The sequence below is a fragment of the Curtobacterium sp. NPDC092190 genome (assembly GCF_044755625.1).
GTDB lineage: Bacteria > Actinomycetota > Actinomycetes > Actinomycetales > Microbacteriaceae > Curtobacterium.
Genome location: NZ_JBIVRJ010000007.1, coordinates 69462 through 92215, shown reverse-complemented (window position 1 = coordinate 92215; position 22754 = coordinate 69462). Strand labels below are relative to the sequence as shown.

The window sequence follows — 22754 nt, the reverse complement described above, 5'->3', positions numbered from 1 at the left end:
GCGGGCGGAATCTGCGGGCTCCGGCGACGCGAGCGGGCGGAGTGTGTCGCGTTCGTCCGCTGAGCGTGACGGATCGCGCCCGTTCGCGGGGAGCGAGACACCCGCGCCGCCGGGGGAGCCACCACACCCCAGCTGGTTGACTGACGCCATGACTGACCTCAACAGCAAGCCCGAGTTCGACGCCCCCGAGGGCCCGGCCCCCACCGAGCTCGTGATCACCGACATCGTCGAGGGTGACGGCGACGTCGCGCAGCCCGGCTCGACCGTCAAGGTGCACTACGCCGGCGTCGAGTACGAGTCCGGCGAGGAGTTCGACAGCTCGTGGAACCGGGGCGAGCCGATCGACTTCCCGCTCGCAGCACTCGTCCGTGGCTGGCAGGAGGGCATCCCCGGAATGAAGGTCGGCGGGCGCCGCAAGCTCACCGTCCCGCCGGAGCTCGCCTACGGCCCGGCCGGCGGCGGGCACTTCCTCTCCGGCAAGACCCTCATCTTCATCATCGACCTGCTCGGGGTCCGCTGATGCAGGTCGGCGCGCCCACCATCGAGCTGAACGACGGCCACCGCTTCCCGGAGCTCGGCCTCGGCACCTACGGGCTGAACGGCGACGAGGGCACCGCAGCGGTCGGCGCGGCGATCACGAGCGGCTACCGGCTGCTCGACACCGCGCTGAACTACGGCAACGAGGACGCCGTCGGCCGCGCCGTGCGCGAGTCGGAGGTCGACCGTGAGGACCTCGTCGTCACGTCGAAGCTGCCCGGGCGGCACCACGGCTACGACGAGGCACACCGCTCGATCGACGAGACGCTCGGCAACCTCGGGCTGGACCGCGTCGACCTGTACCTCATCCACTGGCCGAACCCGTCGGTCGGGAAGTTCGTCGACACGTGGAAGGCCTTCGTCGACCTCCGGGACAGCGGCAAGGTCCGCTCGATCGGCGTCTCGAACTTCACGCCCGAGCACCTGAAGGCGATCATCGACGCCACCGGTGTCGCCCCGGCGGTGAACCAGGTGGAACTGCACCCGTACTTCCCGCAGGCCGAGCTCCGCAAGGTGCACGCCGAGTACGGCATCGTCACCGAGAGCTGGAGCCCGCTCGCGAAGCAGTCCGAGCTGCTCACCGAGCAGCCGGTCCTCGACGCGGCGGCCGCGCACGGCGTGACGCCCGGCCAGGTCGTGCTGCGCTGGCACGTCCAGCTCGGCGCGGTCCCGGTGCCGAAGTCTGGCGACGCGGACCGGCAGCGGGAGAACCTCGACGTCTTCGGCTTCGCGCTGACCGACGACGAGGTCCGCGCGATCTCCGGGCTCGAGCGCGGGCGTCTCTGGGACGGCGACCCGGACACGCACGAGGAGATGTAGGGGCTGCCGCCCCCACGGACGGACGGGCGCGCCCCGCTGAGCGGCGACGCGAAGCGTCGCGCGGGGCGCGCCGACCGAGCCTGCGAGGGAGGGGTGTCGGCCGACACCGCGCCTCCCGTCCGTCCCCCGGTCGCCCGTGCGTCTCGTCGCCCCCGGAGGTCGCCCGGCGGGACTACACTGGACACCCCTGTTTCCCGAAGGGTGGCGTGTGTCCGAACCGACCGAGACCGACCGCGAACGTAGCTACGTCGACGGTCTCTTCACCCGTCTCGACGAGCTGACGTCCGAGGCCGAGCAGCGTCTCGCCGAGACCCGCCGCCAGGCGGTCGGCGGCAACCACCAGAGCCGCAGCGAGCGTGACGCCTACGCACGCCTGTACGAGGACACGATCGCCACGCTCGACCGCGTCGGCGACCGCCTGGTCTTCGGTCGGCTCGAGGTGTCCGAGCCGGAGTCGCCCGACGACACGTTCCGGTACATCGGCCGCGTCGGCCTCCGCGACGTCGAGCACCGACCGCTCCTGCTCGACTGGCGCGTCCCCGGTGCGAGCGCCTTCTACCAGGCGACCGCAGCGCACCCGATGGGCATGCGCGCCCGCCGCCACCTGACGCTCGAGGGTCGCACGGTCGTGAACGTCGAGGACGAGGTCTTCGACGCGACCCTGTACGACGACGAGCGCACGCACCTGCAGGGCGAGGGAGCGCTGCTCGCGGCGGTCACCGCCGAGCGCACCGGTCGGATGACCGACATCGTCGCGACGATCCAGGGCGAGCAGGACCGCATCATCCGCTCCGCGCTCGAGGGCGTCCTCATCGTGCAGGGCGGCCCCGGTACGGGCAAGACCGCCGTGGCGCTGCACCGCGCCGCGTACCTGCTGTACACGCACCGCGACCGGCTCCGGGGCTCCGGCGTGCTCATGGTCGGGCCGTCCCCGGCGTTCCTGACGTACATCGAGCAGGTGCTGCCGTCGCTCGGCGAGACCGGCGTGGTGATGGCCTCGCTCGGGTCGCTGTACCCGGGCGTGCACGCGACGATGCACGACCACGGGGACGTCGCCGCGGTGAAGGGCTCGGCGCAGATGGCGTCGCTGCTCCGCCGTGCCGTCCGCTCCCGCCAGGTCGTCCCGACCGAGTCGGTCGTGCTCGACGTCGAGGGGGAGCGGCTCACGGTGCCACCGCAGCTCGTCGCCGACGCCCTCAAGCGGGCGCAGGACCGCGGGAAGCCGCACAACGTCGCCCGGGTGACCTTCAACAAGATCGCCCTCGACGCGATGACCCGCCTGCTCGCCGACCAGCTCCGCGCCCGCGGCACGACGGTGGACGAGGCCGACGAGAAGGTCCTGCGCGAGGACATCCGCAGCTCGTACGACGCCCGTGTCCTGCTCAACACCGCGTGGCTGCCGCTGCCGCCGGAGAAGTTCCTCGAGGACCTCTACGCGCGCCCGAACTGGCTCGCCTCGCTCACGCCGGACTGGACACCCGCACGCCGCGCACTGCTCCAGCGACCGCGTGGCGCGGGCTTCACGATCGAGGACGTCCCGCTCCTCGACGAGGCCGCCGAGCTCCTCGGGCCGTTCGACCCGACCGGCGGTGCCGCGAAGCGCGCGGCCAAGGCCAGCCGCAACCGCGACATCGAGAACGCCCGCCAGGCGATCGAGAACATGGGCGTCGAGGGCATCGTCTCCGCCGAGCAGGTCGCGGGGTCCTTCGCCGAGGGCGGCGATCCCCGCACGACGGCCGAGCGCGCCGCCGAGGACCGGGAGTGGACCTACGGGCACATCGTCGTCGACGAGGCCCAGGAGCTCTCACCGATGCAGTGGCGGGTCCTCGCCCGCCGGAACCCGCTGCGGTCGTTCACGATCGTCGGTGACATGGCGCAGGGTTCCTCGCCGGCCGCCGCACGCACGTGGGACGACGTCGTCGGTGCGCTCGCACGCCGCCGTCGCGGACGTGCGCCCGTGGTGCCGCTCGACCACCGGATCGCCGAGCTCACGGTCAACTACCGCACGCCGCGCTCCATCGTGCAGGCGGCGGGTGCGTTCGCCGACGCCGCCGGACTGGCGGTCACGCGCACCGAGGCCGTGCGCGACGGCGACCCGGTCGACCGCGTGTCCGTGCCCCGGGCGGCGCTGCTCGACACGGTCGCCGAGCACGTGGACGCCGAGCGGGAGCGCATCGGCTCCGGCACGATCGGCGTCATCGTGCCCGAGGCCGAGCTCACCGCCGTCCGCGAGCGGCTCGCCCGCACCGACGCCGACGTCCGGGGGCTCGGCTCGCCGCGACCGGGGTCGGTGACGGTCTTGACGGGGGCGGACGCGAAGGGCCTCGAGTTCGACGGCGTCCTGCTCGTCGACCCGGACCGGGTCGGCGCCGACGCGGCACGCGCCGCGGCCGCGGTCTACGTGGCGATGACGCGACCGACGCGACGGCTGGTCGTCGTCGACGTCACCGACTGATCGGCTCGCCCTCGTCGCGCACCCGCGCGACGAGGGCCGCCCACGCGCCGTCGAGCTGGCTGCCGGGGATCGTGACGGTGGTGCGGGCGACGCTCACCGTCCACGTGAAGTCGTCGGGCACCGCCTGCCGCCGCCGCGCCGGGGCCTCGCGCGGGAGGGCGCCGACCAGGTCGTCCCAGGCGTCCGGGTCGTCGCACGAGTCGGTGTCGATCCGCCAGCCCCGCGAGAGGCCGGCGAACCCACCACTGCGGCGGACGACGATCTGCATGCTCCGGTTCTACGCCGTCACGGACCGGTGAGCACGCCGACGCTCCGCCAGGCGTCCTCGACCGCGGTGTGCTCCGTCGAGCCCTGCCCGAAGCGTGCCGTGGCGGCGTCGACCGTGACCCGTGCGAAGCCGGCGAAGTCGATGTCCTCGGTCGTCTCGGGCGACGTCAGGGCGTCCCACCAGACGGCTCCCGCGCCCTCCCACGCGTACCCGCCGATGGTGGTCGCGGCGAGGAAGAACGCGTGGTTCGGGATGCCCGAGTTCAGGTGCACGCCGCCGGAGTCCTCGGTGGTCTCGACGTAGTCGGCCATGGTCGCCGGCTGCGGGTCCTTCCCGAGCACCGGGTCGTCGTACGCGGTCCCCGGGGCCCGCATCGACCGGAGTGCCACGCCGTGCACGGCGTCGGTGAAGAGCCCCTCGCCGATGAGCCACGTGGCCTGGTCGGCGGTCTGCCCGGCGGCGTACTGCGCGACCAGCGAACCGAACACGTCGCTCACCGACTCGTTCAGCGCGCCCGACTGCCCCTGGTACGTCAGGTCGGCGGTGTACTGGGTCACGCCGTGGGCCAGCTCGTGGCCGATGACGTCGAGCGCGACCGTGAAGCGCCGGAACACCTCGTCGTCCCCGTCGCCGAACACCATGCGCCGCCCGTCCCAGTAGGCGTTGTCGTAGTCCTGCCCGTAGTGCACCGTGGCGTCGAGGGGGAGCCCGGCGCCGTCGATCGACACCCGGCCGAACACGTCGAGCCAGAACGCGTGCGTCGCGCCGAGTCCGGCGTACGCCTCGTCGACCGCGGCGTCACCGGAGTCGGGGTCGCCCTCGCGCCGGACGACCGTGCCGGGCAGGGTGGTCGTGCCGCGCGCGTCGGCGACGGTGCGCTGCGGCGAGCGGTCGACCGAGCCGCTGATGCCCTGCGGTCGGACGCGGTGCTCGTGCTTCGGAGCGGTGACGACGTCCATCTCGGCCAGCGCGGTCCGTGCCGCCGAGGCCGCGCGGGGGTGCTCCGACGCGGCGGCGACGGCGCGCAGCAGGTACGGCGGGACGACGGAGTGGCGGCGGGTGGCGGTCATGGCGCCATGGAACCACCGACGACCGACGACGGTGCTGCCCGGTCCGGAGCAGCTGGCCGGCTGGGGCTGCGGGGGCCCGGCGGGTCAGTCGCGCTGGCGGTGCTCCACCAGCGCCAGGGCGTACGACTCCCACCACTGCCCGGCCGCCGGTCCGCCGTTGCAGGTGCCGTCGCTGAGCCCGGGCGTCTTCACCCAGAGCAGGGCGTCGAGCCGGGTGGACCCCGCGGTGACGTGCGGTGCCTGTCCGAGTCCCGCACCCTCGGGGTTGCACCAGGTGCCGCGCCAGCCCTGCCCGTTCCGCGAGACGTCGATCACGAAGTGCGGGTCGCCACCGATCGCGTCCGCCAACCGGTCGGCGTACGCGCGTTCCGTGTCCACCCGGTAGAAGTTCGAGACGTTCGTCGCGAAGCCCTGCGTCCGGTCGACCCCGGCCGCCCGCAGCCACCGTGCCATCTCGGTGACGGGGACCCGGTCCTCGTTGCCGCCGTCGAGGTACACCGTCAACCCGTGTCCGGCGAGCTCGTCCACGGCGCGGTCCAGCAGTCGCAGGCGCTCCCGACCGAGGCGCTCGCAGACGTGGATCTGCGCGATCGAGTCGGGTTCGACGAGCACGACCGCGTGCGAGCCGGCCATCTCCCGGACGGCCGACCGCACCCACGGCAGGTAGGCGTCCTCGGCGGTGCCGCCGGCGGAGTAGCTGCCGCAGTCGCGGTCCGGGATCGCGTAGAGGACGAAGACGGGCGTGCGGTGCTGCTGCTCGGCGCCCCGGACCACCCGCCGGACGACCTGTCGGGTGACGGACTCGGAGGGGTTCGTCAGCCAGGTCGCGACGGGCTGGTCCGCGATGACGTCGATCTGCTCGGCGGTCGCGCGCTCGCCGTCCGCCCGGGCCGCGGCGGCTCGGCGCGCAGCCTGTCCGTCCTGGTCCGGCTGGTGGGCCAGGCCGCCCGGGAACGCGGCCGCGGCCGACTCGCGCTCCGCGATCGCCCGGCCCGGCTCGACACCGTTGCTCCTCGTCGTCGTCGCGCCGGGGGTGCCGGTGCCGTCCGGACCGTCATCGGACCCCGACACCGTGGAGAGGACGAGCCCGCCCACGGCCACGGCGACGACCGCTCCGACGGCGAGCACCGCCCACTGTCGTCGTCCGCTGCCCCTGGTGCGGCCGCGCGTCCCCTGCTCCGGCATAGGTCCATGCTGGCAGCAGGCCACAGCGTCGTGCCAGGGTGGCCCGGCGTCCGCCCAGGTGGGGCGCGGCCGGCTGCCAGGAGCCGGCAGCGATACTGACCGGATGTTCCGGAAGCTCCTGCTGCTCGCCCTCACCGCCGGCTACGCCTGGGTGATCTGGCGGATGACCCTCACGCCGCGGGTCTTCACGCATGCGCAGGACGAGCTCGTGCTGCACGTGATCGGTTGGCTGCAGCAGCTGCCGCACGGTGCCTGGTTCACCTACGACCGGGTCGAGTTCCTCGCGAACATCGGGATGTTCGTCCCCGTCGGGATGATCGCGGCGCTGTGGCTGCCGCGTCGCTGGTGGCTGCTGGGCGCCGTGGTCGCGGTCGTCCTGTCGGTCGGGATCGAGCTCGCGCAGGCCCGCTTCCTGCCGTACCGGGTCGCGGATCCGCGGGACGTGCTGTCGAACGGTCTCGGCGGGCTGCTCGGTGCCACCCTCGTCGGGCTCGTCCGGAGCCTGCTGCCGGTGCCGCGACGGCAGCGGCTGCGCGCCCGCCCTGCCTGAACTCTGGTAGTCTCGTCCGGTTGCCGTCGAACGGCCGCGGACAAAGAGCGCCCATGCATCAGGCATGAGCACCGCGCAACGGACAGGAAGGGGATCATCCATGGCACTTGACGCGAAGGTCAAGCAGGAGATCATCGAAGAGTACGCGACCCACCCGGGCGACACCGGATCCCCCGAGGTCCAGGTCGCCGTTCTGACGCGTCGCATCAACGACCTGAACGAGCACCTCAAGGAGCACAAGCACGACCACCACTCGCGTCGTGGTCTGCTGCTCATGGTCGGTCAGCGTCGCCGTCTCCTCGGGTACCTCTCCGACGTCGACATCAGCCGCTACCGTGCGCTCATCGAGCGCCTCGGCCTGCGTCGCTAGTCGACTCGCAGACACTGCGTGACCGAACGCCCCGGTCCTCCTCGTGAGGACCGGGGCGTTCCTCGTCCCCGGCCGGCCACGACCGGGAATGGTTGCGCCCCGGCCTCGGTTCGGTACGATGTTCATGCAAACGCATCGAAAGTCGGGAACTGTCATGACCACCATCGCCGTCGTCTCCGCCGGGCTCTCCGAGCCCAGCTCCACCCGCCTGCTCGCGGATCGGCTCGCCGCGTCCGCGGTCACCGCCGTCTCGGCCGACCAGCCGGGAGGCACGGTGGACGTCCGTCACGTCGAGCTGCGTCCGATCGCCCACGAGATCGTCGACGCGATGCTCACCGGGTTCGCCGCACCGGGCCTGGCCGCCGCTCAGCGCACCGTGCTCGAGGCAGACGCGCTCGTCTTCGTCACCCCGGTCTTCACCGCGGGGATGAGCGGTCTGGCGAAGTCGTTCCTCGACGTGCTCGACAAGGACGGCGTGACCGACCTGCCGGTGCTGCTCGCGGCGACCGGGGGCACCGCACGGCACTCGCTCGCGATCGACCACGCCCTCCGCCCGGTGTTCGCGTACCTGCGCGCCGCCGTCGTACCGACCGGTGTCTTCGCCGCGACCGACGACTGGGGGAGCGAGGCGGACTCCGCCGCGCTGGACGCACGCATCCGCCGGGCCGGGGTCGATCTGGCCTGGGCGATCCGCGCCTCCCGGCGGACGCCGCAGCAGGAGACGCTCGCCGCGCCGACCGACTTCGCGTCCCTGCTCGGTGGCCTCGGCCACTGACCCGCGGTACCAGACGGTGTCGGCCGGTCAGTACCAGTGCGGGTTGACGCTCATCTCGTGGTTCCACGCCGCGCAGGGCGAGCCGTAGGCGTCGTGGATGTACGCCAGCCCCCAGTTGACCTGGGTGGCGGCGTTCGTCCGCCAGTCCGCCCCGGCGACCGCCATCTTGCTCGCGGGCAGTGACTGGGGGATGCCGTACGCACCGCTCGAGGCGTTGAGGGCGTTGGCCCGCCAGCCCGACTCCTGGTTCCAGAGGGAGACCAGGCACGAGAACTGGTCGCCGCCCCAGCCGTAGGCGCCGATCGCACTGCGGGCGTACGCCTGCGCACCGGCCGGGTCGACCGTGACGCCGCCCGTGCTCGGGTAGGACGTGTCGGTCCCGCCGCTGGTCGCGACCGGCGCCGGGGCCGAGGGGGCGGCTGCCGCCGCCGCGCGCTGGGCTGCGGCGGCTCGCTCGCGCGCCCGCTGCTGCGCGGCCTTCTGTGCGGCGACCTGCACGCCGAGCTCGTACCGCTGCTCGGTCGTGGCGGTGGTGTCCTTCAGGGTGGCCAGCTGCGCGTAGAGCTCGTCGCTGTGCTGCTGGGTGTCGGCGACGGCCCGCTCGGCGGCGTCGGAGGCCGTCCGGGCCGTGGCGGACCGTTCCTCGGCGGCGGCGGCGAGGGTGCTCCGCTCGGACTCGGCACGCTCGGCCTGGTCGTGCAGCGACTCCGCCGTGCGGCCGGCGACCGAGGCGTCCTCGAGGACGCCCTCCCACGTGCTCGAGAGCTGGTCGACGGCGCCGAGCTGGTAGAGCAGCTGGTCCGGGTCGTCCGTGGTGGCGATGCGCGTGGTCATCGCGTTCTGGCTGCCGTCCCGGTACAGGGTCGCGGCGAGCTGCCCCGCACGGTCCTGCGCCTGGGTGGCGGTGCGCTCGGCGGTGTCGGCCTGGGACCGGAGCGCCGTGGCGGTCTGCGTCGCCGACGCGAGGTCCGCCTCGGCACGGTCGGCGGCCTCGGAGGCGTCGAGGGCGGTCTGCGACTTCGCCGCGGCGTCGGCCTGCACGGACCGCAGTGCCGCCTGCACCTTCGTCGCCTCTGCGGCCGCGGCCTGCTCGTCCCCCTTCGCGCGTTGCACGTCCTGCCACGTGGGGTACTCCGTCGTCGACGCGCTCGCGGGCAGGGCGGTGACGACCGGTGCGACGAGCGCGCCCACGACCACGGCGGCCGCGACGAGCACGCGCCGGGGAGGGCTGGTGCGCATGTCGGCAGGCTACCGGGGACACGCCCGTTCGCCAGGAGCAACACCCGCCGGGTGCCTGAGGACTGGTAAAGTCCTCATCGTCCGGGGACCGTTCTCCGGACGTCACGCTCCGGACGTCACACTCGCGGAGCTGGCACACAACACTGCGCAGACCGGGCACGGAGCTGGTCATCGGTGGTGGCTCGCGGGCCGTTCGGAGTCCCGAGTGCTTCTACTGCTGGCCAGACATGCGTCCCGACCCCTCGGCGCGCACGCACCACGAGTGCCGTCGCCCAGGTCTGCCGAACACGTCAAGGAGGCACCCTTTTGGAGGGTCCCGAGATCAAGTTCGCCGAAGCCGTCATCGACAACGGCAAGTTCGGCAAGCGTGTCGTCCGGTTCGAGACCGGCCGCCTCGCACAGCAGGCCCAGGGCGCGGTCGCCGCGTACCTCGACGAGGAGACCATGCTCCTCTCGGCCACCAGCGCCGGCAAGCACCCGCGTGAGGGCTTCGACTTCTTCCCGCTGACGGTCGACGTCGAGGAGCGCTCGTACGCCGCCGGCAAGATCCCCGGTTCGTTCTTCCGTCGCGAAGGCCGTCCGAGCACCGAGGCGATCCTCGTCTGCCGTCTCATCGACCGGCCGCTGCGCCCGTCGTTCGTCGACGGCCTGCGCAACGAGGTCCAGATCGTCATCACCGTCCTGAGCATCGCGCCGGACGAGTTCTACGACGCGCTCGCGATCAACGCGGCGTCCGCGTCGACGCAGATCTCCGGTCTGCCGTTCTCGGGCCCGATCGCCGGTGTGCGCCTCGCGCTCATCGGTGACCAGTGGGTCGCGTTCCCGAAGGCCTCGCAGCTCGAGGAAGCGGTCTTCGACCTCACCGTCGCCGGCCGTGTCGTCACCGACGACCAGGGCAACGAGGACGTCGCGATCATGATGGTCGAGGCGGAGGCGACCGAGCACGCCTGGGGCCTCATCCAGGGCGGCGCCACCAAGCCCGACGAGGCGATCGTCGCGCAGGGCCTCGAGGCGGCCAAGCCGTTCCTCAAGGTCCTCGTCGAGGCGCAGGCGAAGATGGCCGCACAGTCGGCCAAGGAGATCCAGGACTACCCGGTCTTCCCGCCGTACGCCCCCGAGGTCTACTCCGCCGTCGAGGCCCTCGCCCTCGACGAGCTCAAGGACGTCTACCAGATCGCCGGCAAGCTCGAGCGTCAGGACAAGGACGACGCCCTGAAGGCCCGCGTCAAGGAGGCCGTCGCCGCCAAGGTCGAGGCCGGGGAGCTCCCCGAGTCCGCCAACGGCCAGGTCAGCGGTGCGTACAAGTCGGTCACGAAGAAGGTCGTCCGCGGCCGCATCCTGACCGAGCAGGTCCGCATGGACGGTCGCGGCCTCGCCGACATCCGTCCGCTCGACGCCGAGGTCGCCGTGATCCCGCGCGTCCACGGCTCGGCGATCTTCCAGCGCGGCGAGACGCAGATCCTCGGCGTCACCACGCTGAACATGCTCAAGATGGAGCAGCAGATCGACTCGCTGTCGCCCGTCACGAAGAAGCGCTACCTGCACCACTACAACTTCCCGCCGTACTCGACGGGTGAGACCGGTCGCGTCGGTTCGCCGAAGCGTCGCGAGATCGGGCACGGCTTCCTCGCCGAGCGCGCCCTCGTGCCGGTGCTGCCGTCGCGCGAGGAGTTCCCCTACGCCATCCGTCAGGTGTCCGAGGCCCTCGGCTCCAACGGTTCGACGTCGATGGGCTCCGTCTGCGCCTCGACCCTGTCGCTCCTCAACGCCGGTGTGCCGCTGCGCGCGCCGGTCGCGGGCATCGCGATGGGCCTCGTCTCCGACACCGTCGACGGCCAGACCCGCTACGCGGCGCTGACCGACATCCTCGGTGCCGAGGACGCCCTCGGCGACATGGACTTCAAGGTCGCCGGTACCTCCGAGTTCGTCACCGCCATCCAGCTCGACACGAAGCTCGACGGCATCCCGTCGTCGGTCCTCGACGCCGCGCTGAAGCAGGCCAAGGAGGCCCGCTCGGCCATCCTCGGTGTGCTCACCGAGGCGATCGACGCCCCCGACGAGATGGCGGACACCGCTCCGCGCGTCATCTCGGTGCAGATCCCCGTCGACAAGATCGGCGAGCTGATCGGCCCGAAGGGCAAGACGATCAACGGGATCCAGGACGAGACCGGCGCCGACATCTCGATCGAGGACGACGGCACCGTCTACATCGGCGCCGTCGACGGCCCGTCGGCCGAGGCCGCCCGTGCGCAGGTCAACGCCATCGCGAACCCGACGAACCCGGAGATCGGGGACCAGTTCCTCGGCACGGTCGTCAAGATCGCGACGTTCGGTGCCTTCGTGTCGCTGCTCCCGGGCCGCGACGGTCTGCTCCACGTCTCCGAGGTCCGCAAGCTCGCCGGTGGCAAGCGCGTGGAGAACGTCGAGGACGTGCTCGGCGTCGGCCAGAAGGTCCTGGTCGAGGTCACCAAGGTGGACGACCGCGGCAAGCTCTCGCTCGCGCCGGTCGTCGCCGACGAGGTGGACACCGAGGGCCGCGAGGGCCACGAGAAGCACACCGAGGACAACGCCGAGGGTTGATCCCTCGCGCCTCGCGCTGCTGACACGACGACGGCCGCCGCTCCTGCTGGAGCGGCGGCCGTCGCCGTGTCCCGGGCGGCGTCAGGAGGCGGGCGTCTCCTGCGTGCCGGTGAGCTGCGCGCGGCCGAGCAGGTGCTCGCGGAGCAGGAAGCCGACGACCGCCGGCGTGGCGTCGGCGGGGGCCTCGAGCACCGGCACGTCGAGGGCGCTGACGGTGAAGACGTAGCGGTGCGGACCGTGGCCGGCGGGCGGGGCGGCACCGAGGAAGGTGTCCGTGCCGTACTCGTTGCGACGCCGCAGCGCCTCGGCGGGCAGCAGCGCGTCGTCGGTGCCGGCGCCCTGCGGGAGCGACGTGGTCGAGGCCGGGACGTCCGTCAGGCTCCAGTGCCAGAAGCCCGAGCCGGTCGGCGCGTCGGGGTCGTACACGGTGAGGACGTAGCTCTGCGTGCCGTCGGGGGCGCCGGACCACTCGAGTGCGGGGGAGCGGTCCTCACCACCGGCGTCGGAGCCGCGTGCCCAGTCGGGCAGTGCGCCACCGTTGCTGAAGTCGGGGCTGGTCAGGGTGAACGAGGGGACCTCGGGGAGGTTCCAGTTGGGGTCGTTGGCCATGCGTCCAGCCAACACCCGCGTCCTGTCCCGTGGATGGGACGGACGGGAGGCGCGGGACGGCGCCGCCACGTGCCTCCCGGCCGTCCGCTGCCCACTCGGGAGGCGTCGGACGCGCCCGTCCCGGTCAGCGCGTGATGACGCGCTCGACGACCCGCCCGAGCGCGGCGGTGGCCGCGATGGCGTCGCCGGCGTACGCACCGGCCATGACGCCGTCGCGCGCGAGCATGAGCTCGTCGGCGCCGTCGCCCGGCATCGGGTGTCCGGCGCGCTGCAGCAGCGCGAAGAGCTGTTCCGTGTACCAGTCGCGGTGCGCGGCGACGACCTGGCGGACCGGGTCGCGGGGATCGTGGTACTCGGCAGCGGCGTTGAGGAAGGCGCAGCCGCGGAAGTCCGGTCGGCCGACGTCGTCCGAGACGGCGGAGACCCAGGCGCGGACGGCCTCGACCGGGGAGGCTGCCTCCTCGACCAGGCGCGCGAAGGCCTGCTGCACCCGCTCGTCCTGCGCCCGGATGTAGGCCAGGATCAGGTTGTCCTTCGACCCGTAGTGCTTGTAGAACGTCGCCTTCGTGACGCTGGCCTCGGAGATCAGGCGGTCGACGCCGACGCCGCGGATGCCCTCTTCGTAGAAGAGTCTCGACGCGGTCTCGAGGATGCGGACCTTCGCGCCGCCGGAGCGGGGAGCCGGGGGGACGCTCGACCCGTCCGGCGACGCGAGGTTCGTGCTCGGGCCGGGGAGACGCTGGACGGCCGGTTGGGGGGAATCGACCGTCACAGCGCTGCTCCTCGGACTCATCGGCTCCGCGGGGGAGTGGGGGGACTCCGCCGCGCAGGACTGATGTCCCGAGCCATCGGGTCGGAATCTAGGGGGGCTTCCGACCCGATGTGACGACTGTACCACAGTGAGGACAGACAGACGAGTCTTTCTATCCTCCTCGAATGTACCCCAGTTCGAGGCACGCGCCGCGAGCCTGTGGAATCTGGATGATCGGCCCCGCCGGGTCAGTAGGCTCTCCTGCGATGAACCAGCCAGTGCCGTTGCCGCTCGAGGCCCAGGACACGTCCTTCCTGACGTCCGGTGGTGCCTTCGTCCGTCGATCCGTGCTGCCGTCCGGTGTCCGGGTCCTCACCGAGTCGGTGCCGGGGGCGAGCTCCACGAGCCTCGGCTTCTGGGTCGGTGTCGGGTCCCGTGACGAGCGCGAAGGGCAGTTCGGGTCCACGCACTTCCTCGAGCACCTGCTCTTCAAGGGCACCGGTCGACGCAGCGCACTCGACATCGCCATCGCGTTCGACTCCGTGGGCGGTGAGCACAACGCCGCGACCGCCAAGGAGTACACCTGCTACTACGCGCGGGTCCGGGACACCGACGTCCCGATGGCGGTCGAGGTGATCGGCGACATGGTCACCGGCTCGGTGCTCGACGCGGACGCCTTCGCCGTCGAGCGCGGCGTCATCCTCGAGGAGCTGGCGATGGCCGCCGACGACCCGGCGGACGTCGCGGGCGAGGCCTTCTTCGCCGCTGCCTTCGACGGGCACCCCCTCGGCCGTCCGATCGGCGGGACACCCGAGAGCATCCGTGCCGTCGGGCGCGACGAGGTCCTCGACCACTACCGGGAGCACTACGCACCGAACGGCATCGTCGTCACCGCCGCTGGTGCCGTCGACCACGACCGCTTCCGCGAACTCGTCGAGCGCGTCTTCCGCGACGCCCCGCGGGCCTCGCCGCTCGCCCGGCGCTCTCCGCAGCCCGTCGCCGACCCGGCGGTGCCGCGCCTCGCCGTCGCACACCGGCCGACCGAGCAGGTCAGCATGCTCCGTGGTTCGCAGGGGCTGGACCTCCGCGACGAACGCCGCCCGGTGCTCAGCGTGCTGAACGCCGTGCTCGGCGGGGGCATGAGCTCGCGCCTCTTCCAGGAGGTCCGCGAGCGCCGCGGACTCGCCTACGCCGTGTCCTCCTTCGCCCCGGCCTACCTCGACAACGGCGCCTTCGGCGTCTACGCCGGCTGTGCCCCGGACAACGTCGCCGGCGTGGTCGAGATCATCGACGCCGAGTTCGCGCGGATGGTCGACGACGGCATCACCGAGGACGAGCTCCGCCGCGCCAAGGGCCAGATCGAGGGAGCCCTCACGCTCTCGCTCGAGGACTCCGACGCCCGGATGACCCGCCTCGGCCGGTCCGAACTGGGCACGGGGGAGTTCACCGATCTCGGCACCGCGCTGCAGCGGGTCGACCGGGTCACCGCCGGCGACGTGCTCGACCTGGCGCGCGACCTGCTCACCCGACCCACGATCACCTCGGTGGTGGGAGCCGTGCAGCGGGACGAACTCGCCGCGGCCATCGGCGTCGAGGGGTGACGGACGTGTCGCACTACCTGTACCTCGTCCGGCACGGCGAACACCAGGACGCCGAGCACGGACTCCGCGACGGCAAGCTCTCCGAACGCGGCAAGCGCCAGGCAGTGCTCGTCGCCGACCGCCTCGGCGGGGTGCCCTTCGACGGCGTGTACCACTCGCCGCTCGACGCGCCGAGCGAGACGGCTGCGTACCTCGCACAGCGGCTGCCCTCGATCCAGCCGGAGCCCTCGACGCTGCTCTTCGACTGCATCCCGTCGGGACCGACGCCGGACATGCCGCACGCGTACCAGGGCTGGTACGGCGGCGTGACGGAAGAGGAGATCGTCGCCGGGCAGGCCCAGATGGGCGACGCCGTCGCCGAGTGGTTCACCCCGGCGCGCGAGGATCGCCACGACCTGCTCATCACGCACAACGCCGTGATCGGCTGGTTCGTCCGCGAGGCCTTCCAGGCACCGGAGTGGCGCTGGATGGGCACCAACGTGGCGCACACGGCGCTCACCATCATCCGGATCCGCTCCGCGAAGCCGGCCGAGGTGGTCACCCTCAACGACCTGGCGCACCTGCCGGTGGAGCTCCGCACGGGTCTGCCGGTCGAACAACCCGTCTAGCGGCCCGCCACCCAGCGCGCCACGGGGCCGGCCGGGAGGCACGACACCGGTCAGCGCACCGGCTTGCGGTACCAGGCGGTCGCGTTGGGGTTCTCGTTGAACGCCGCGGTGCGCTCGTACCCGCGGCTCCGGTACATCGCACCCGCGGCGACGAGCGAGTCGTTCGTGTCGAGGACGACGCTCGTCGCGCCGAGGTCCCGCGCGGCGCCCTCCAGTGCGTCCATCACCGCGGTCGCCACGCCCCGACCCCGTCCGGCGGGGGAGACGTAGACGTGCTTCACCTCGAACCGTGCGTCGTCGTCCGGCGTGGCATCGCCGTCCGCACGGGCGGCGATCCGTCGCAGGCCGCCGCACCCGATCGGGAGCGCCCCGTCCTCGTCGACCTCGTACGCGACCACGAACACGCCGTTCGGCGCCGTGAACTCGACGGCCGGGGTGCGCTTCCGCGCGTACGAGCCCTGCGCACTCGGGAAGGTCGCCTCGCGCTCGTCGAGGTAGGCGTCGAGCAGCGCGTCGACCTCGGGTGCATCGGCGGGGACGGACCTGACCTGGAGCGGCATGCGTCGATCCTAGGATGGAGCCATGGTCACTCCCGTCGCCGTCGTCGGCGCCACCGGTCGTCTCGGGGGCCTGGTGGCCTCCGTCGTGGAGTCGCTCGACGGCTTCGAGCTCGTCGCGTCGCTGTCCTCGAAGGACGCCGTGCACGAGGCACCGCCGTCGGTGTTCGGCGGAGCAGCCGTCGTGGTGGACGTCACCGTCCCGGCGCTGAGCCCCGCGATCGTCGACCACGCCCTGGCGAGCGGCGCGAACGTCCTCGTCGGGACCTCCGGCTGGTCGCTCGACCGCCTCGCGACGCTCCGCTCCGGGCTCGAGGCGCGGCCCGACCAGGGTGTGCTCGTCGTCCCGAACTTCTCGATCGGGTCGGTGCTCGCCACGCACCTCGCCACGATCGCCGCGCCGTGGTTCCCGTCCGTCGAGATCGTCGAGACGCACCACGCGGGCAAGATCGACAGCCCGTCGGGCACCGCCGTCCGGACCGCCGAGCTCATCGCGGACGCCCGTCGCGAGGTCGGTCCCGTCGACGCCCCGCACGTCGACCAGCGTGCCCGCGGGCAGCAGGTGGCGAGCGTCCCGATCCACTCCCTGCGCCTGCCGGGGGTGAAGGCGGTGCAGGACGTGCTGTTGAGCGGCCCCGGTGAGACCGTCACGATCCGCCACGACACGAACGACGACGTGGCGTACGTCGCAGGCGTCCGGGCGGCGCTGTCCGCCGTGGTCGGTGCCCGCGGCCTGACCGTCGGGCTCGGCAGCGTCCTCGGCATCGGCCAGCCGTGACGTCGACCTGGCGGTCCCTCCGCTCCCCGTTCTGGGGTGCGGCGCTGATGACCCTGCTGCTCGCGCTCTACATCGGGCTCGTCGGTCAGCGTGCGGTCGCGTTCGTGGCGACCGGGCAGCCGATCGGCATCGGCATCGGCGTCGCGCTGTTCGTCGTCGCGGCGATCGGCGCGCTGCTGCTCGTGCTCGAGGTCCGCTTCGGGCTGCGCATCACACGGCTCGGCGCGCGGCTCGAGCGCGAGGGCGCGACCCCGGACGACGTCGTCCCCGTCCGCCCGTCGGGGCGCCCCACGCGCGAGGCAGCCGACGAGCTGTTCCCGCGGTACCGGGACGCCGTCGAGGCCGACCCCGAGGACTGGCGCGGCTGGTACCGACTGGGCATCGTCTACGACGCCGCCGGTGACCGCAAGCGGGCGCGAGCGGCGATGCGGACCGCACTGGCGAAGGCGGCGGCGACCCGCTGACGGACGGGAGGCCCGTGGCGGTGTCCGCCACGGGCCTCCCGTCCGCCGGGTCGTCGGGTCGTTCCGGTCGTCGGGTCGTTCCGGGTCGTCGGGTCGTTCCGGTCGTCGGGTCAGAAGGCCGCGTCGACCGCGTCCTCGGCGTGCTCGTACCGGAACCGGTAGCCGGAGCCGGTGAGCTTGCGCGGCACCATGCGCTGGCTCGAGAGCAGCATCTCGTCGGCGGCCTCGCGGAGCAGCGTTCGCAGGGCGAAGGCCGGCACGCTGAACAGGTAGGGGCGGTGCAGGTCCTCGGCGACGCGGCGGGTGATGCGGTTCGACACCGCGGCCTCCGGTCCGGCGAGGTTGACGGGGCCGCGCACGTCGGCGGCCTCCGGGCTGGTGACGAGGTGCACGATCGCGCCGACCTCGTCCTCGAGCGCGATCCACGGCCAGAACTGGCCACCGGTGCCGAGCTTGCCGCCCAGTCCCGCCTTGGTGAGCGGCACGAGGGGTGCGAGTGCGCCGCCGCCCTGCCCGACCACGATGCCGGTGCGGAGCAGGACGACGCGGACGCCCTCGGGGGCTGCGGTCGCGGCGGCCTCCCACTGGGTGCAGACGTCGGCGAGGAAGCCCCGGCCGGCCTCGGCGTCGTCGTCGAGGACGTCCACGGGACGGTCGCCGTACACGCCCGAGGCCGACCCGGACAGGAAGAGCGCCGGAGGGTTCGTCGCGTGGCGCATCGCCTCGACGAGGGTCTCGGTGGCCTGCACGCGCGAGTCGAGGATCTCCCGCTTGTACGACTCGGTCCAGGGCAGCCTGCCGATGTTCGCGCCGGCGAGGTTGATCACGACGTCCGCGCCGTCGAGCACCGCCGGGTCGAGCGGTCGCGTGCCGGGGGACCAGCGGAACGCGCTCGCGGTGCGGGGTTCGCTGCGGGTCAGCGTCGTGACGTGGTGTCCGGCCTCGCGCAGGGCGCGGACGAGGGGGGTCCCGATGAAGCCGGACGCACCGGCGACGAGGATCGAGATCGGCTGGGTCGACATGCGGCCCACGGTACTCAGCGAGCCCCGGGTTCTCCTCGTGGACGGAGGCTCGCCGTGTCGTGGACGTAGGCTCTCCGTGTGAGCGAGACCGTGCAGCCCGATCCCACCGTCCCCACTCCCTACGAAGACCTGCTGCGCCGGGTGCTCGAGGAGGGTGCGCCGAAGGGCGACCGCACCGGCACCGGCACGCGCAGCATCTTCGGCGCGCAGCTCCGGTACGACCTGTCGCAGGGCTTCCCGCTGGTCACGACCAAGCGCGTGCACTTCAAGTCCGTCGCCTACGAGCTGCTCTGGTTCCTGCGCGGCGACGGCAACGCCCGGTGGCTGCAGGAGCACGGCGTGCGCATCTGGAACGAGTGGGCGGACGAGGACGGCGACCTCGGCCCGGTCTACGGCGTGCAGTGGCGCTCGTGGCCGACCCCGTCGGGGGAGCACGTCGACCAGATCGCCCAGGTGATCGAGCAGATCCGGACGAACCCGGACTCCCGTCGTCTCATCGTCTCGGCCTGGAACGTCGCCGACGTGCCGGAGATGGCGCTCGCCCCCTGCCACGCGTTCTTCCAGTTCTACGTGGTCGACGGCAAGCTCTCGTGCCAGCTGTACCAGCGGAGCGCGGACATGTTCCTCGGCGTGCCGTTCAACATCGCGTCCTACGCGCTGCTCACGCACATGATCGCCGCGCAGACCGGGCTCGAGGTCGGCGACTTCGTGTGGACCGGCGGCGACTGCCACGTGTACGACAACCACGTCGAGCAGGTCCGCGAGCAGCTCTCCCGCACGGCGTACCCGTACCCGACGCTCGAGATCGCTCCGCGCGACTCGATCGACGACTACGTGTACGAGGACTTCACGGTCGTCGACTACGAGCACCACCCGGCGATCAAGGCCGCGGTCGCCGTCTGATGGCCTGGACCGAGCCCGTCCGCGGTGTCGGCATGGTCTGGGCGCGCACCGCGTCCGGCGTGATCGGCGCCGACGGCGGCATCCCGTGGCACGTCCCGGAGGACCTCGCGCACTTCCGGCAGGTCACCGGCGACGCCGTGGTCGTGATGGGGCGGCGCACCTGGGACTCACTGCCGCCGCGGTTCCGACCACTGCCGGGGCGTCGGAACGTCGTGCTGACGCGGGACCCCTCGTGGTCGGCCGAGGGCGCCGAGGTCGTGCACGACCTGGCGACCGCACTCGACACCGACGAGACCGTGTGGGTGATCGGCGGGGGAGCCGTCTACGCCGACGCCCTGCCCTTCGCCGACCGGGTGTCCGAGACGATCGTCGACCGCGACGTACCGGGAGACACCCGCGCGCCGGCGCTCGACGACGCGTGGGAGCTCGTCGACGAGGGCCCGTGGCAGGAGTCGCGCGTCGACGCCACCCGCTACCGCTTCCGGGAGTGGCGCCGCCGCGCGTAGCGTCCGCGGTGCCCGCGGCGCGGCCGGCGCGGCCGCCGCGGCCGGCGCGCGCCGGCGCGACGTGCTCGCGCACAACACGAAGCACGTCGCGCCACGCAATCCCGTGGCGCGACGTGCTTCCGGTTGTGCACCGCGCCAGCCCGCGGCGTCCACCCGCCGGGCCGCGAGTCGCCGCACGGAGCCGGGCCGCGCCTCCCGGCCGCAGCCGCGCGCCGTGCGCCGTGCGCGAGCCGCGTCTCCCCGGCGGAGCCGAGCCGCGTCTCCCGGGCGGAGCCGCGCCGCGCCTCCCGGCCGGAGCCGGCCGCGGCGTCGCACCGTCCGCGAGCCGCGCACCGTCCGACCGGACGGCGGTGCCGTCGCGCATCCCCGGTACGCTGGAGGGCGTGTCCCCGCGTGAGAATCCCTTCGGTCAGGTCCTCGTCGCCCTCGTGACGCCGTTCACGGCCGACGGCGAGGTCGACTGGCCCGGCGTCGAGCAGCACATCGACGACTGCATCACGGCTGGCGCCGACGGCATCGTCGTCACCGGCACCACCGGCGAGACGAGCACGCTGACCGACCCGGAGAAGCTCCGCCTGGTCGAGGTCGGCAAGTCCGTCGCCGCGGGCCGCGCGAAGATCATCACGGGCGGCGGCTCCAACGAGACCGCGCACGCGATCCACCTCTACAAGCAGAGCGAGAAGGCCGGCGCCGACGGCGTGATGATCGTCACGCCGTACTACAACAAGCCGACCCAGGCGGGCGTCCTCACCCACTTCCGGATGATCGCCGACGCCACCGACCTGCCGGTGATCCTGTACGACATCCCGGGCCGCACGGGCATCCCGATCACGTACGAGACCATCGTGCGGGCGTCGCACCACCCGAACATCCTCGCCGTGAAGGACGCCAAGGGCGACTTCGCCGAGGTCTCCCGGGTGCTCAACAACACCGACCTCATGTACTTCTCGGGCGACGACACGAACGTGCTCCCGCACCTGTCGATCGGCGCCACCGGGCTGATCGGCGTCACGGCGAACATCACGAGCACGCCGTACCGCACGATCGTCGACGCCGTGAACCGCGGCGACCTGGCGACCGCCACCGCGGAGCACAAGCGCGTCGAACCGCTCGTCCGTGCGATCATGACCCACGTCCCCGGGACCGTCGCGGCGAAGTACGTGCTCCACGGCCTCGGCCGGATCGGCAGCCCGCGCGTCCGGCTGCCGCTCGTCGGCCCCGAGGACACCGAGGCCTACGCCATCGAGACCTCCCTCGAAGCGGTCCGGGACATCCCCGGTGCCGACTTCTCGAACTTCCGCCCGGACCGCAACGCGGCGGCCGGCGGCGCACTGCCGAAGGTGCCAGGCACCACACGTTAGGAAAGCACGCGGCGCAGCGGTAGCGCGTCGCACGACAGTCAGGACCGAATGCCCACCCAGATCTCCACACCGCAGCCGCTCGAACCCGGCACCCTCCGCGTGATCCCCGTCGGGGGTCTCGGCGAGATCGGTCGCAACATGACCGTGTACGAGTTCGACGGCAAGCTGCTCGTCGTCGACGCCGGCGTGCTCTTCCCCGAGGAGCACCAGCCGGGCGTCGACCTCATCCTCCCCGACTTCGGGCCGATCCGGGACCGTCTCGACGACGTCCTCGGTGTCGTGCTCACCCACGGGCACGAGGACCACATCGGCGCCGTCCCCTACCTGCTCAAGCTCAAGGGCGACATCCCCCTGATCGGTTCGACGCTGACCCTCGCGCTCGTCGAGGCGAAGCTCAAGGAACACCGGATCAAGCCCTACACGCTCGTCGTGCAGGAGGACCAGACCGAACAGCTCGGTCCGTTCCACCTCGAGTTCGTCGCCGTGAACCACTCCATCCCGGACGCCCTCGCCGTCGCGATCACGACCCCCGCCGGGCGCGTGCTGCACACCGGTGACTTCAAGATGGACCAGCTCCCGCTGGACGACCGGATCACCGACCTCCGTGCCTTCGCCCGCCTGGGCGAGCAGGGTGTCGACCTGTTCCTGCCGGACTCGACCAACGCCGACGTCCCCGGGTTCACCGCGCCCGAGCGTGACATCGGACCGGTGCTCGAGAACGTCATCTCCCGCGCCCGCAAGAAGGTCGTCGTCGCCAGCTTCTCGTCGCACGTCCACCGCGTGCAGCAGGTCCTCGACGCCGCCGCCGCGACCAACCGCAAGGTCGCGTTCATGGGGCGGTCGATGATCCGGAACATGACCATCGCCGCCGAGCTCGGCTACCTCCGGGTGCCGGACGACGTGCTCATCGACACGAAGAAGGCGAAGAACGTCCCGGACGACCAGATCGTCTACATGTCGACGGGGTCGCAGGGTGAGCCGATGGCCGTCCTCGCGCGCATGGCGAACCTCGAGCACCAGATCGAGATCGGCGAGGGCGACACCGTCATCCTCGCGTCGAGCCTCATCCCGGGCAACGAGAACGCCGTCTACCGGGTCATCGACGGGCTGACGAAGCTCGGCGCGAAGGTGGTCCACAAGGGCAACGCGAAGGTGCACGTCTCCGGCCACGCGTCGGCCGGCGAGCTCCTCTACTGCTACAACATCCTGCGCCCGCGCAACGTGCTGCCCGTGCACGGCGAGCACCGCCACCTGTACGCGAACGCCGACCTGGCGATCCAGACGGGTGTGCCGCCGCGCAACGTCATCCTCGGCCAGGACGGCATCGTCGTCGACCTGAAGGACGGTGTCGCGAGCGTCGCCGGACAGCTCGACATCGGCTACGTCTACGTCGACGGATCGACCGTGGGCGAGATCACCGACGCCGACCTCAAGGACCGTCGGGTCCTGGCGGAGGAGGGCTTCATCTCGATCTTCTGCGCCGTGGACTTCACGACGGGGCAGTGCGTGGTCGGCCCGGAGATCCAGTCGCGGGGCTTCGCCGAGGACGACTCCGTCTTCGACGACGTCCGTCCGCAGATCGCGAAGGCGCTCGCCGACGCGGCGGGCAACGGCACGCGGGACGCGCACGCCTTCCAGCAGGTCGTCCGCCGCACCGTCGGCCGCTGGGTGAACACGAAGCACCGCCGCCGCCCGATGATCGTCCCGGTGGTCATCGAGGCGTAGGCAGACGCGCCGCAGCCGGCC

Annotated in this window: 23 protein-coding genes; 15 read left to right on the top strand and 8 right to left on the bottom strand. The window is 72.3% G+C overall.

The window, feature by feature from the left end; genetic code table 11:
• Positions 1-148 precede the first annotated feature (148 nt).
• The 3 genes from ACIQFY_RS15640 to ACIQFY_RS15630 all read left to right on the top strand — a co-directional run bounded on the left by ACIQFY_RS15640 (position 149) and on the right by ACIQFY_RS15630 (position 3811).
• A complete protein-coding gene (locus ACIQFY_RS15640) occupies positions 149-520 on the top strand; it encodes an FKBP-type peptidyl-prolyl cis-trans isomerase (RefSeq protein ID WP_058728797.1) in 372 nt (123 codons plus the stop codon).
• On the top strand, positions 520-1356 hold the full coding sequence (locus ACIQFY_RS15635; protein ID WP_066653239.1) for an aldo/keto reductase: 837 nt from the start codon (positions 520-522) through the stop codon (positions 1354-1356). The genes ACIQFY_RS15640 and ACIQFY_RS15635 overlap by 1 nt, the downstream gene beginning before the upstream one ends.
• Before the next feature lie 208 nt (positions 1357-1564).
• On the top strand, positions 1565-3811 hold the full coding sequence (locus ACIQFY_RS15630) for an ATP-binding domain-containing protein (protein WP_251154811.1): 2247 nt from the start codon (positions 1565-1567) through the stop codon (positions 3809-3811).
• Here the strand turns inward: ACIQFY_RS15630 and ACIQFY_RS15625 are convergent.
• From ACIQFY_RS15625 to ACIQFY_RS15615, 3 genes are all read right to left on the bottom strand, one after another.
• Positions 3801-4079: a protealysin inhibitor emfourin gene (locus ACIQFY_RS15625; RefSeq protein WP_066653244.1), complete on the bottom strand. Its 279-nt coding sequence runs from the start codon at positions 4077-4079 to the stop codon at positions 3801-3803. The two genes, ACIQFY_RS15630 and ACIQFY_RS15625, sit on opposite strands and share 11 nt — an antisense overlap.
• Positions 4080-4096: 17 nt before the next feature.
• Positions 4097-5149: a M4 family metallopeptidase gene (locus ACIQFY_RS15620; RefSeq protein WP_400340853.1), complete on the bottom strand. Its 1053-nt coding sequence runs from the start codon at positions 5147-5149 to the stop codon at positions 4097-4099.
• 84 nt (positions 5150-5233) lie between these two features.
• The gene (locus ACIQFY_RS15615) at positions 5234-6334 is read right to left on the bottom strand and encodes a glycoside hydrolase family 6 protein (RefSeq protein ID WP_400340852.1); all 1101 of its coding nucleotides are present in this window, start codon (positions 6332-6334) and stop codon (positions 5234-5236) included.
• 103 nt (positions 6335-6437) lie between these two features.
• On the opposite strand from ACIQFY_RS15615, the gene ACIQFY_RS15610 reads away from it, so the two are divergent.
• The 3 genes from ACIQFY_RS15610 (at position 6438) to ACIQFY_RS15600 (ending at position 8029) form a co-directional block, all read left to right on the top strand.
• Entirely contained in the window at positions 6438-6884 is a 447-nt protein-coding gene (locus ACIQFY_RS15610; RefSeq protein ID WP_066653249.1) for a VanZ family protein, read from the top strand.
• Between the two features lie 100 nt (positions 6885-6984).
• Positions 6985-7254, top strand: a complete 270-nt coding sequence (rpsO, locus tag ACIQFY_RS15605; RefSeq protein WP_058742593.1) for a 30S ribosomal protein S15 — start codon at positions 6985-6987, stop codon at positions 7252-7254.
• Between the two features lie 154 nt (positions 7255-7408).
• Positions 7409-8029, top strand: coding sequence for a CE1759 family FMN reductase (locus ACIQFY_RS15600; RefSeq protein WP_066653250.1), 621 nt, complete (start codon positions 7409-7411; stop codon positions 8027-8029).
• 27 nt (positions 8030-8056) lie between these two features.
• On the opposite strand, the gene ACIQFY_RS15595 is transcribed toward ACIQFY_RS15600, so the two are convergent.
• Complete coding sequence (locus tag ACIQFY_RS15595; protein WP_251154816.1) at positions 8057-9268, bottom strand: hypothetical protein; 1212 nt, start codon at positions 9266-9268, stop codon at positions 8057-8059.
• A gap of 306 nt (positions 9269-9574) precedes the next feature.
• Here ACIQFY_RS15595 and ACIQFY_RS15590 point away from each other — a divergent pair, with 306 nt between their 5' ends.
• The gene (locus ACIQFY_RS15590; protein ID WP_066653253.1) at positions 9575-11848 is read left to right on the top strand and encodes a polyribonucleotide nucleotidyltransferase; all 2274 of its coding nucleotides are present in this window, start codon (positions 9575-9577) and stop codon (positions 11846-11848) included.
• An 81-nt stretch (positions 11849-11929) separates the two neighbouring features.
• Here ACIQFY_RS15590 and ACIQFY_RS15585 read toward each other — a convergent pair whose 3' ends face one another.
• Positions 11930-12457: a YbhB/YbcL family Raf kinase inhibitor-like protein gene (locus ACIQFY_RS15585; protein ID WP_400340849.1), complete on the bottom strand. Its 528-nt coding sequence runs from the start codon at positions 12455-12457 to the stop codon at positions 11930-11932.
• 124 nt (positions 12458-12581) lie between these two features.
• Positions 12582-13229, bottom strand: coding sequence for a TetR/AcrR family transcriptional regulator (locus ACIQFY_RS15580; RefSeq protein WP_066653259.1), 648 nt, complete (start codon positions 13227-13229; stop codon positions 12582-12584).
• Positions 13230-13474: 245 nt separating this feature from the next.
• Between ACIQFY_RS15580 and ACIQFY_RS15575 the strand changes: the two genes are divergently transcribed.
• Together ACIQFY_RS15575 and ACIQFY_RS15570 are read left to right on the top strand one after the other, a co-directional pair.
• Positions 13475-14809: a pitrilysin family protein gene (locus ACIQFY_RS15575; protein WP_251160862.1), complete on the top strand. Its 1335-nt coding sequence runs from the start codon at positions 13475-13477 to the stop codon at positions 14807-14809.
• Positions 14810-14814: 5 nt separating this feature from the next.
• On the top strand, positions 14815-15417 hold the full coding sequence (locus ACIQFY_RS15570) for a histidine phosphatase family protein (protein ID WP_066657952.1): 603 nt from the start codon (positions 14815-14817) through the stop codon (positions 15415-15417).
• Between the two features lie 50 nt (positions 15418-15467).
• Here the strand turns inward: ACIQFY_RS15570 and ACIQFY_RS15565 are convergent, their stop codons facing one another.
• Complete coding sequence (locus ACIQFY_RS15565) at positions 15468-15977, bottom strand: GNAT family N-acetyltransferase (protein WP_400340846.1); 510 nt, start codon at positions 15975-15977, stop codon at positions 15468-15470.
• A gap of 22 nt (positions 15978-15999) precedes the next feature.
• On the opposite strand from ACIQFY_RS15565, the gene ACIQFY_RS15560 reads away from it, so the two are divergent.
• Positions 16000-16752 carry a 4-hydroxy-tetrahydrodipicolinate reductase gene (locus tag ACIQFY_RS15560; protein WP_209686068.1) on the top strand — a complete coding sequence of 251 codons (753 nt, stop codon included), beginning with the start codon at positions 16000-16002 and terminating at the stop codon, positions 16750-16752.
• On the top strand, positions 16749-17216 hold the full coding sequence (locus ACIQFY_RS15555) for a hypothetical protein (protein ID WP_400340844.1): 468 nt from the start codon (positions 16749-16751) through the stop codon (positions 17214-17216). Before ACIQFY_RS15560 ends, ACIQFY_RS15555 begins: the two co-directional genes overlap by 4 nt.
• Positions 17217-17326: 110 nt before the next feature.
• Here the strand turns inward: ACIQFY_RS15555 and ACIQFY_RS15550 are convergent, their stop codons facing one another.
• The gene (locus tag ACIQFY_RS15550; protein WP_400340842.1) at positions 17327-18238 is read right to left on the bottom strand and encodes a TIGR01777 family oxidoreductase; all 912 of its coding nucleotides are present in this window, start codon (positions 18236-18238) and stop codon (positions 17327-17329) included.
• Between the two features lie 78 nt (positions 18239-18316).
• Between ACIQFY_RS15550 and ACIQFY_RS15545 the strand changes: the two genes are divergently transcribed.
• The 4 genes from ACIQFY_RS15545 to ACIQFY_RS15530 all read left to right on the top strand — a co-directional run bounded on the left by ACIQFY_RS15545 (position 18317) and on the right by ACIQFY_RS15530 (position 22733).
• Positions 18317-19141 (top strand): thymidylate synthase, encoded by an 825-nt coding sequence (locus tag ACIQFY_RS15545; protein WP_235426526.1) that lies wholly within the window; start codon positions 18317-18319, stop codon positions 19139-19141.
• Positions 19141-19647: a dihydrofolate reductase gene (locus ACIQFY_RS15540; protein ID WP_209686065.1), complete on the top strand. Its 507-nt coding sequence runs from the start codon at positions 19141-19143 to the stop codon at positions 19645-19647. The genes ACIQFY_RS15545 and ACIQFY_RS15540 overlap by 1 nt, the downstream gene beginning before the upstream one ends.
• A 383-nt stretch (positions 19648-20030) precedes the next feature.
• A complete protein-coding gene (dapA, locus tag ACIQFY_RS15535; protein WP_058730183.1) occupies positions 20031-21008 on the top strand; it encodes a 4-hydroxy-tetrahydrodipicolinate synthase in 978 nt (325 codons plus the stop codon).
• A 48-nt stretch (positions 21009-21056) separates the two neighbouring features.
• Positions 21057-22733 carry a ribonuclease J gene (locus ACIQFY_RS15530; protein ID WP_271826491.1) on the top strand — a complete coding sequence of 559 codons (1677 nt, stop codon included), beginning with the start codon at positions 21057-21059 and terminating at the stop codon, positions 22731-22733.
• The last annotated feature ends 21 nt before the right edge of the window (positions 22734-22754 follow it).

Excerpts from the sequence above, each read along its gene's own strand:
- rpsO (WP_058742593.1), top strand. The coding sequence starts at position 6,985 with ATGGCACTTGACGCGAAGGTCAAGCAGGAGATCATCGAAGAGTACGCG.
- ACIQFY_RS15575 (WP_251160862.1), top strand. The coding sequence starts at position 13,475 with ATGAACCAGCCAGTGCCGTTGCCGCTCGAGGCCCAGGACACGTCCTTC.
- ACIQFY_RS15635 (WP_066653239.1), top strand. The coding sequence starts at position 520 with ATGCAGGTCGGCGCGCCCACCATCGAGCTGAACGACGGCCACCGCTTC.
- ACIQFY_RS15640 (WP_058728797.1), top strand. The coding sequence starts at position 149 with ATGACTGACCTCAACAGCAAGCCCGAGTTCGACGCCCCCGAGGGCCCG.
- ACIQFY_RS15550 (WP_400340842.1), bottom strand. The coding sequence starts at position 18,238 with ATGTCGACCCAGCCGATCTCGATCCTCGTCGCCGGTGCGTCCGGCTTC.
- ACIQFY_RS15625 (WP_066653244.1), bottom strand. The coding sequence starts at position 4,079 with ATGCAGATCGTCGTCCGCCGCAGTGGTGGGTTCGCCGGCCTCTCGCGG.
- ACIQFY_RS15610 (WP_066653249.1), top strand. The coding sequence starts at position 6,438 with ATGTTCCGGAAGCTCCTGCTGCTCGCCCTCACCGCCGGCTACGCCTGG.
- ACIQFY_RS15595 (WP_251154816.1), bottom strand. The coding sequence starts at position 9,268 with ATGCGCACCAGCCCTCCCCGGCGCGTGCTCGTCGCGGCCGCCGTGGTC.
- ACIQFY_RS15565 (WP_400340846.1), bottom strand. The coding sequence starts at position 15,977 with ATGCCGCTCCAGGTCAGGTCCGTCCCCGCCGATGCACCCGAGGTCGAC.
- ACIQFY_RS15540 (WP_209686065.1), top strand. The coding sequence starts at position 19,141 with ATGGCCTGGACCGAGCCCGTCCGCGGTGTCGGCATGGTCTGGGCGCGC.
- ACIQFY_RS15560 (WP_209686068.1), top strand. The coding sequence starts at position 16,000 with ATGGTCACTCCCGTCGCCGTCGTCGGCGCCACCGGTCGTCTCGGGGGC.
- ACIQFY_RS15620 (WP_400340853.1), bottom strand. The coding sequence starts at position 5,149 with ATGACCGCCACCCGCCGCCACTCCGTCGTCCCGCCGTACCTGCTGCGC.
- ACIQFY_RS15530 (WP_271826491.1), top strand. The coding sequence starts at position 21,057 with ATGCCCACCCAGATCTCCACACCGCAGCCGCTCGAACCCGGCACCCTC.
- ACIQFY_RS15600 (WP_066653250.1), top strand. The coding sequence starts at position 7,409 with ATGACCACCATCGCCGTCGTCTCCGCCGGGCTCTCCGAGCCCAGCTCC.
- ACIQFY_RS15615 (WP_400340852.1), bottom strand. The coding sequence starts at position 6,334 with ATGCCGGAGCAGGGGACGCGCGGCCGCACCAGGGGCAGCGGACGACGA.
- ACIQFY_RS15585 (WP_400340849.1), bottom strand. The coding sequence starts at position 12,457 with ATGGCCAACGACCCCAACTGGAACCTCCCCGAGGTCCCCTCGTTCACC.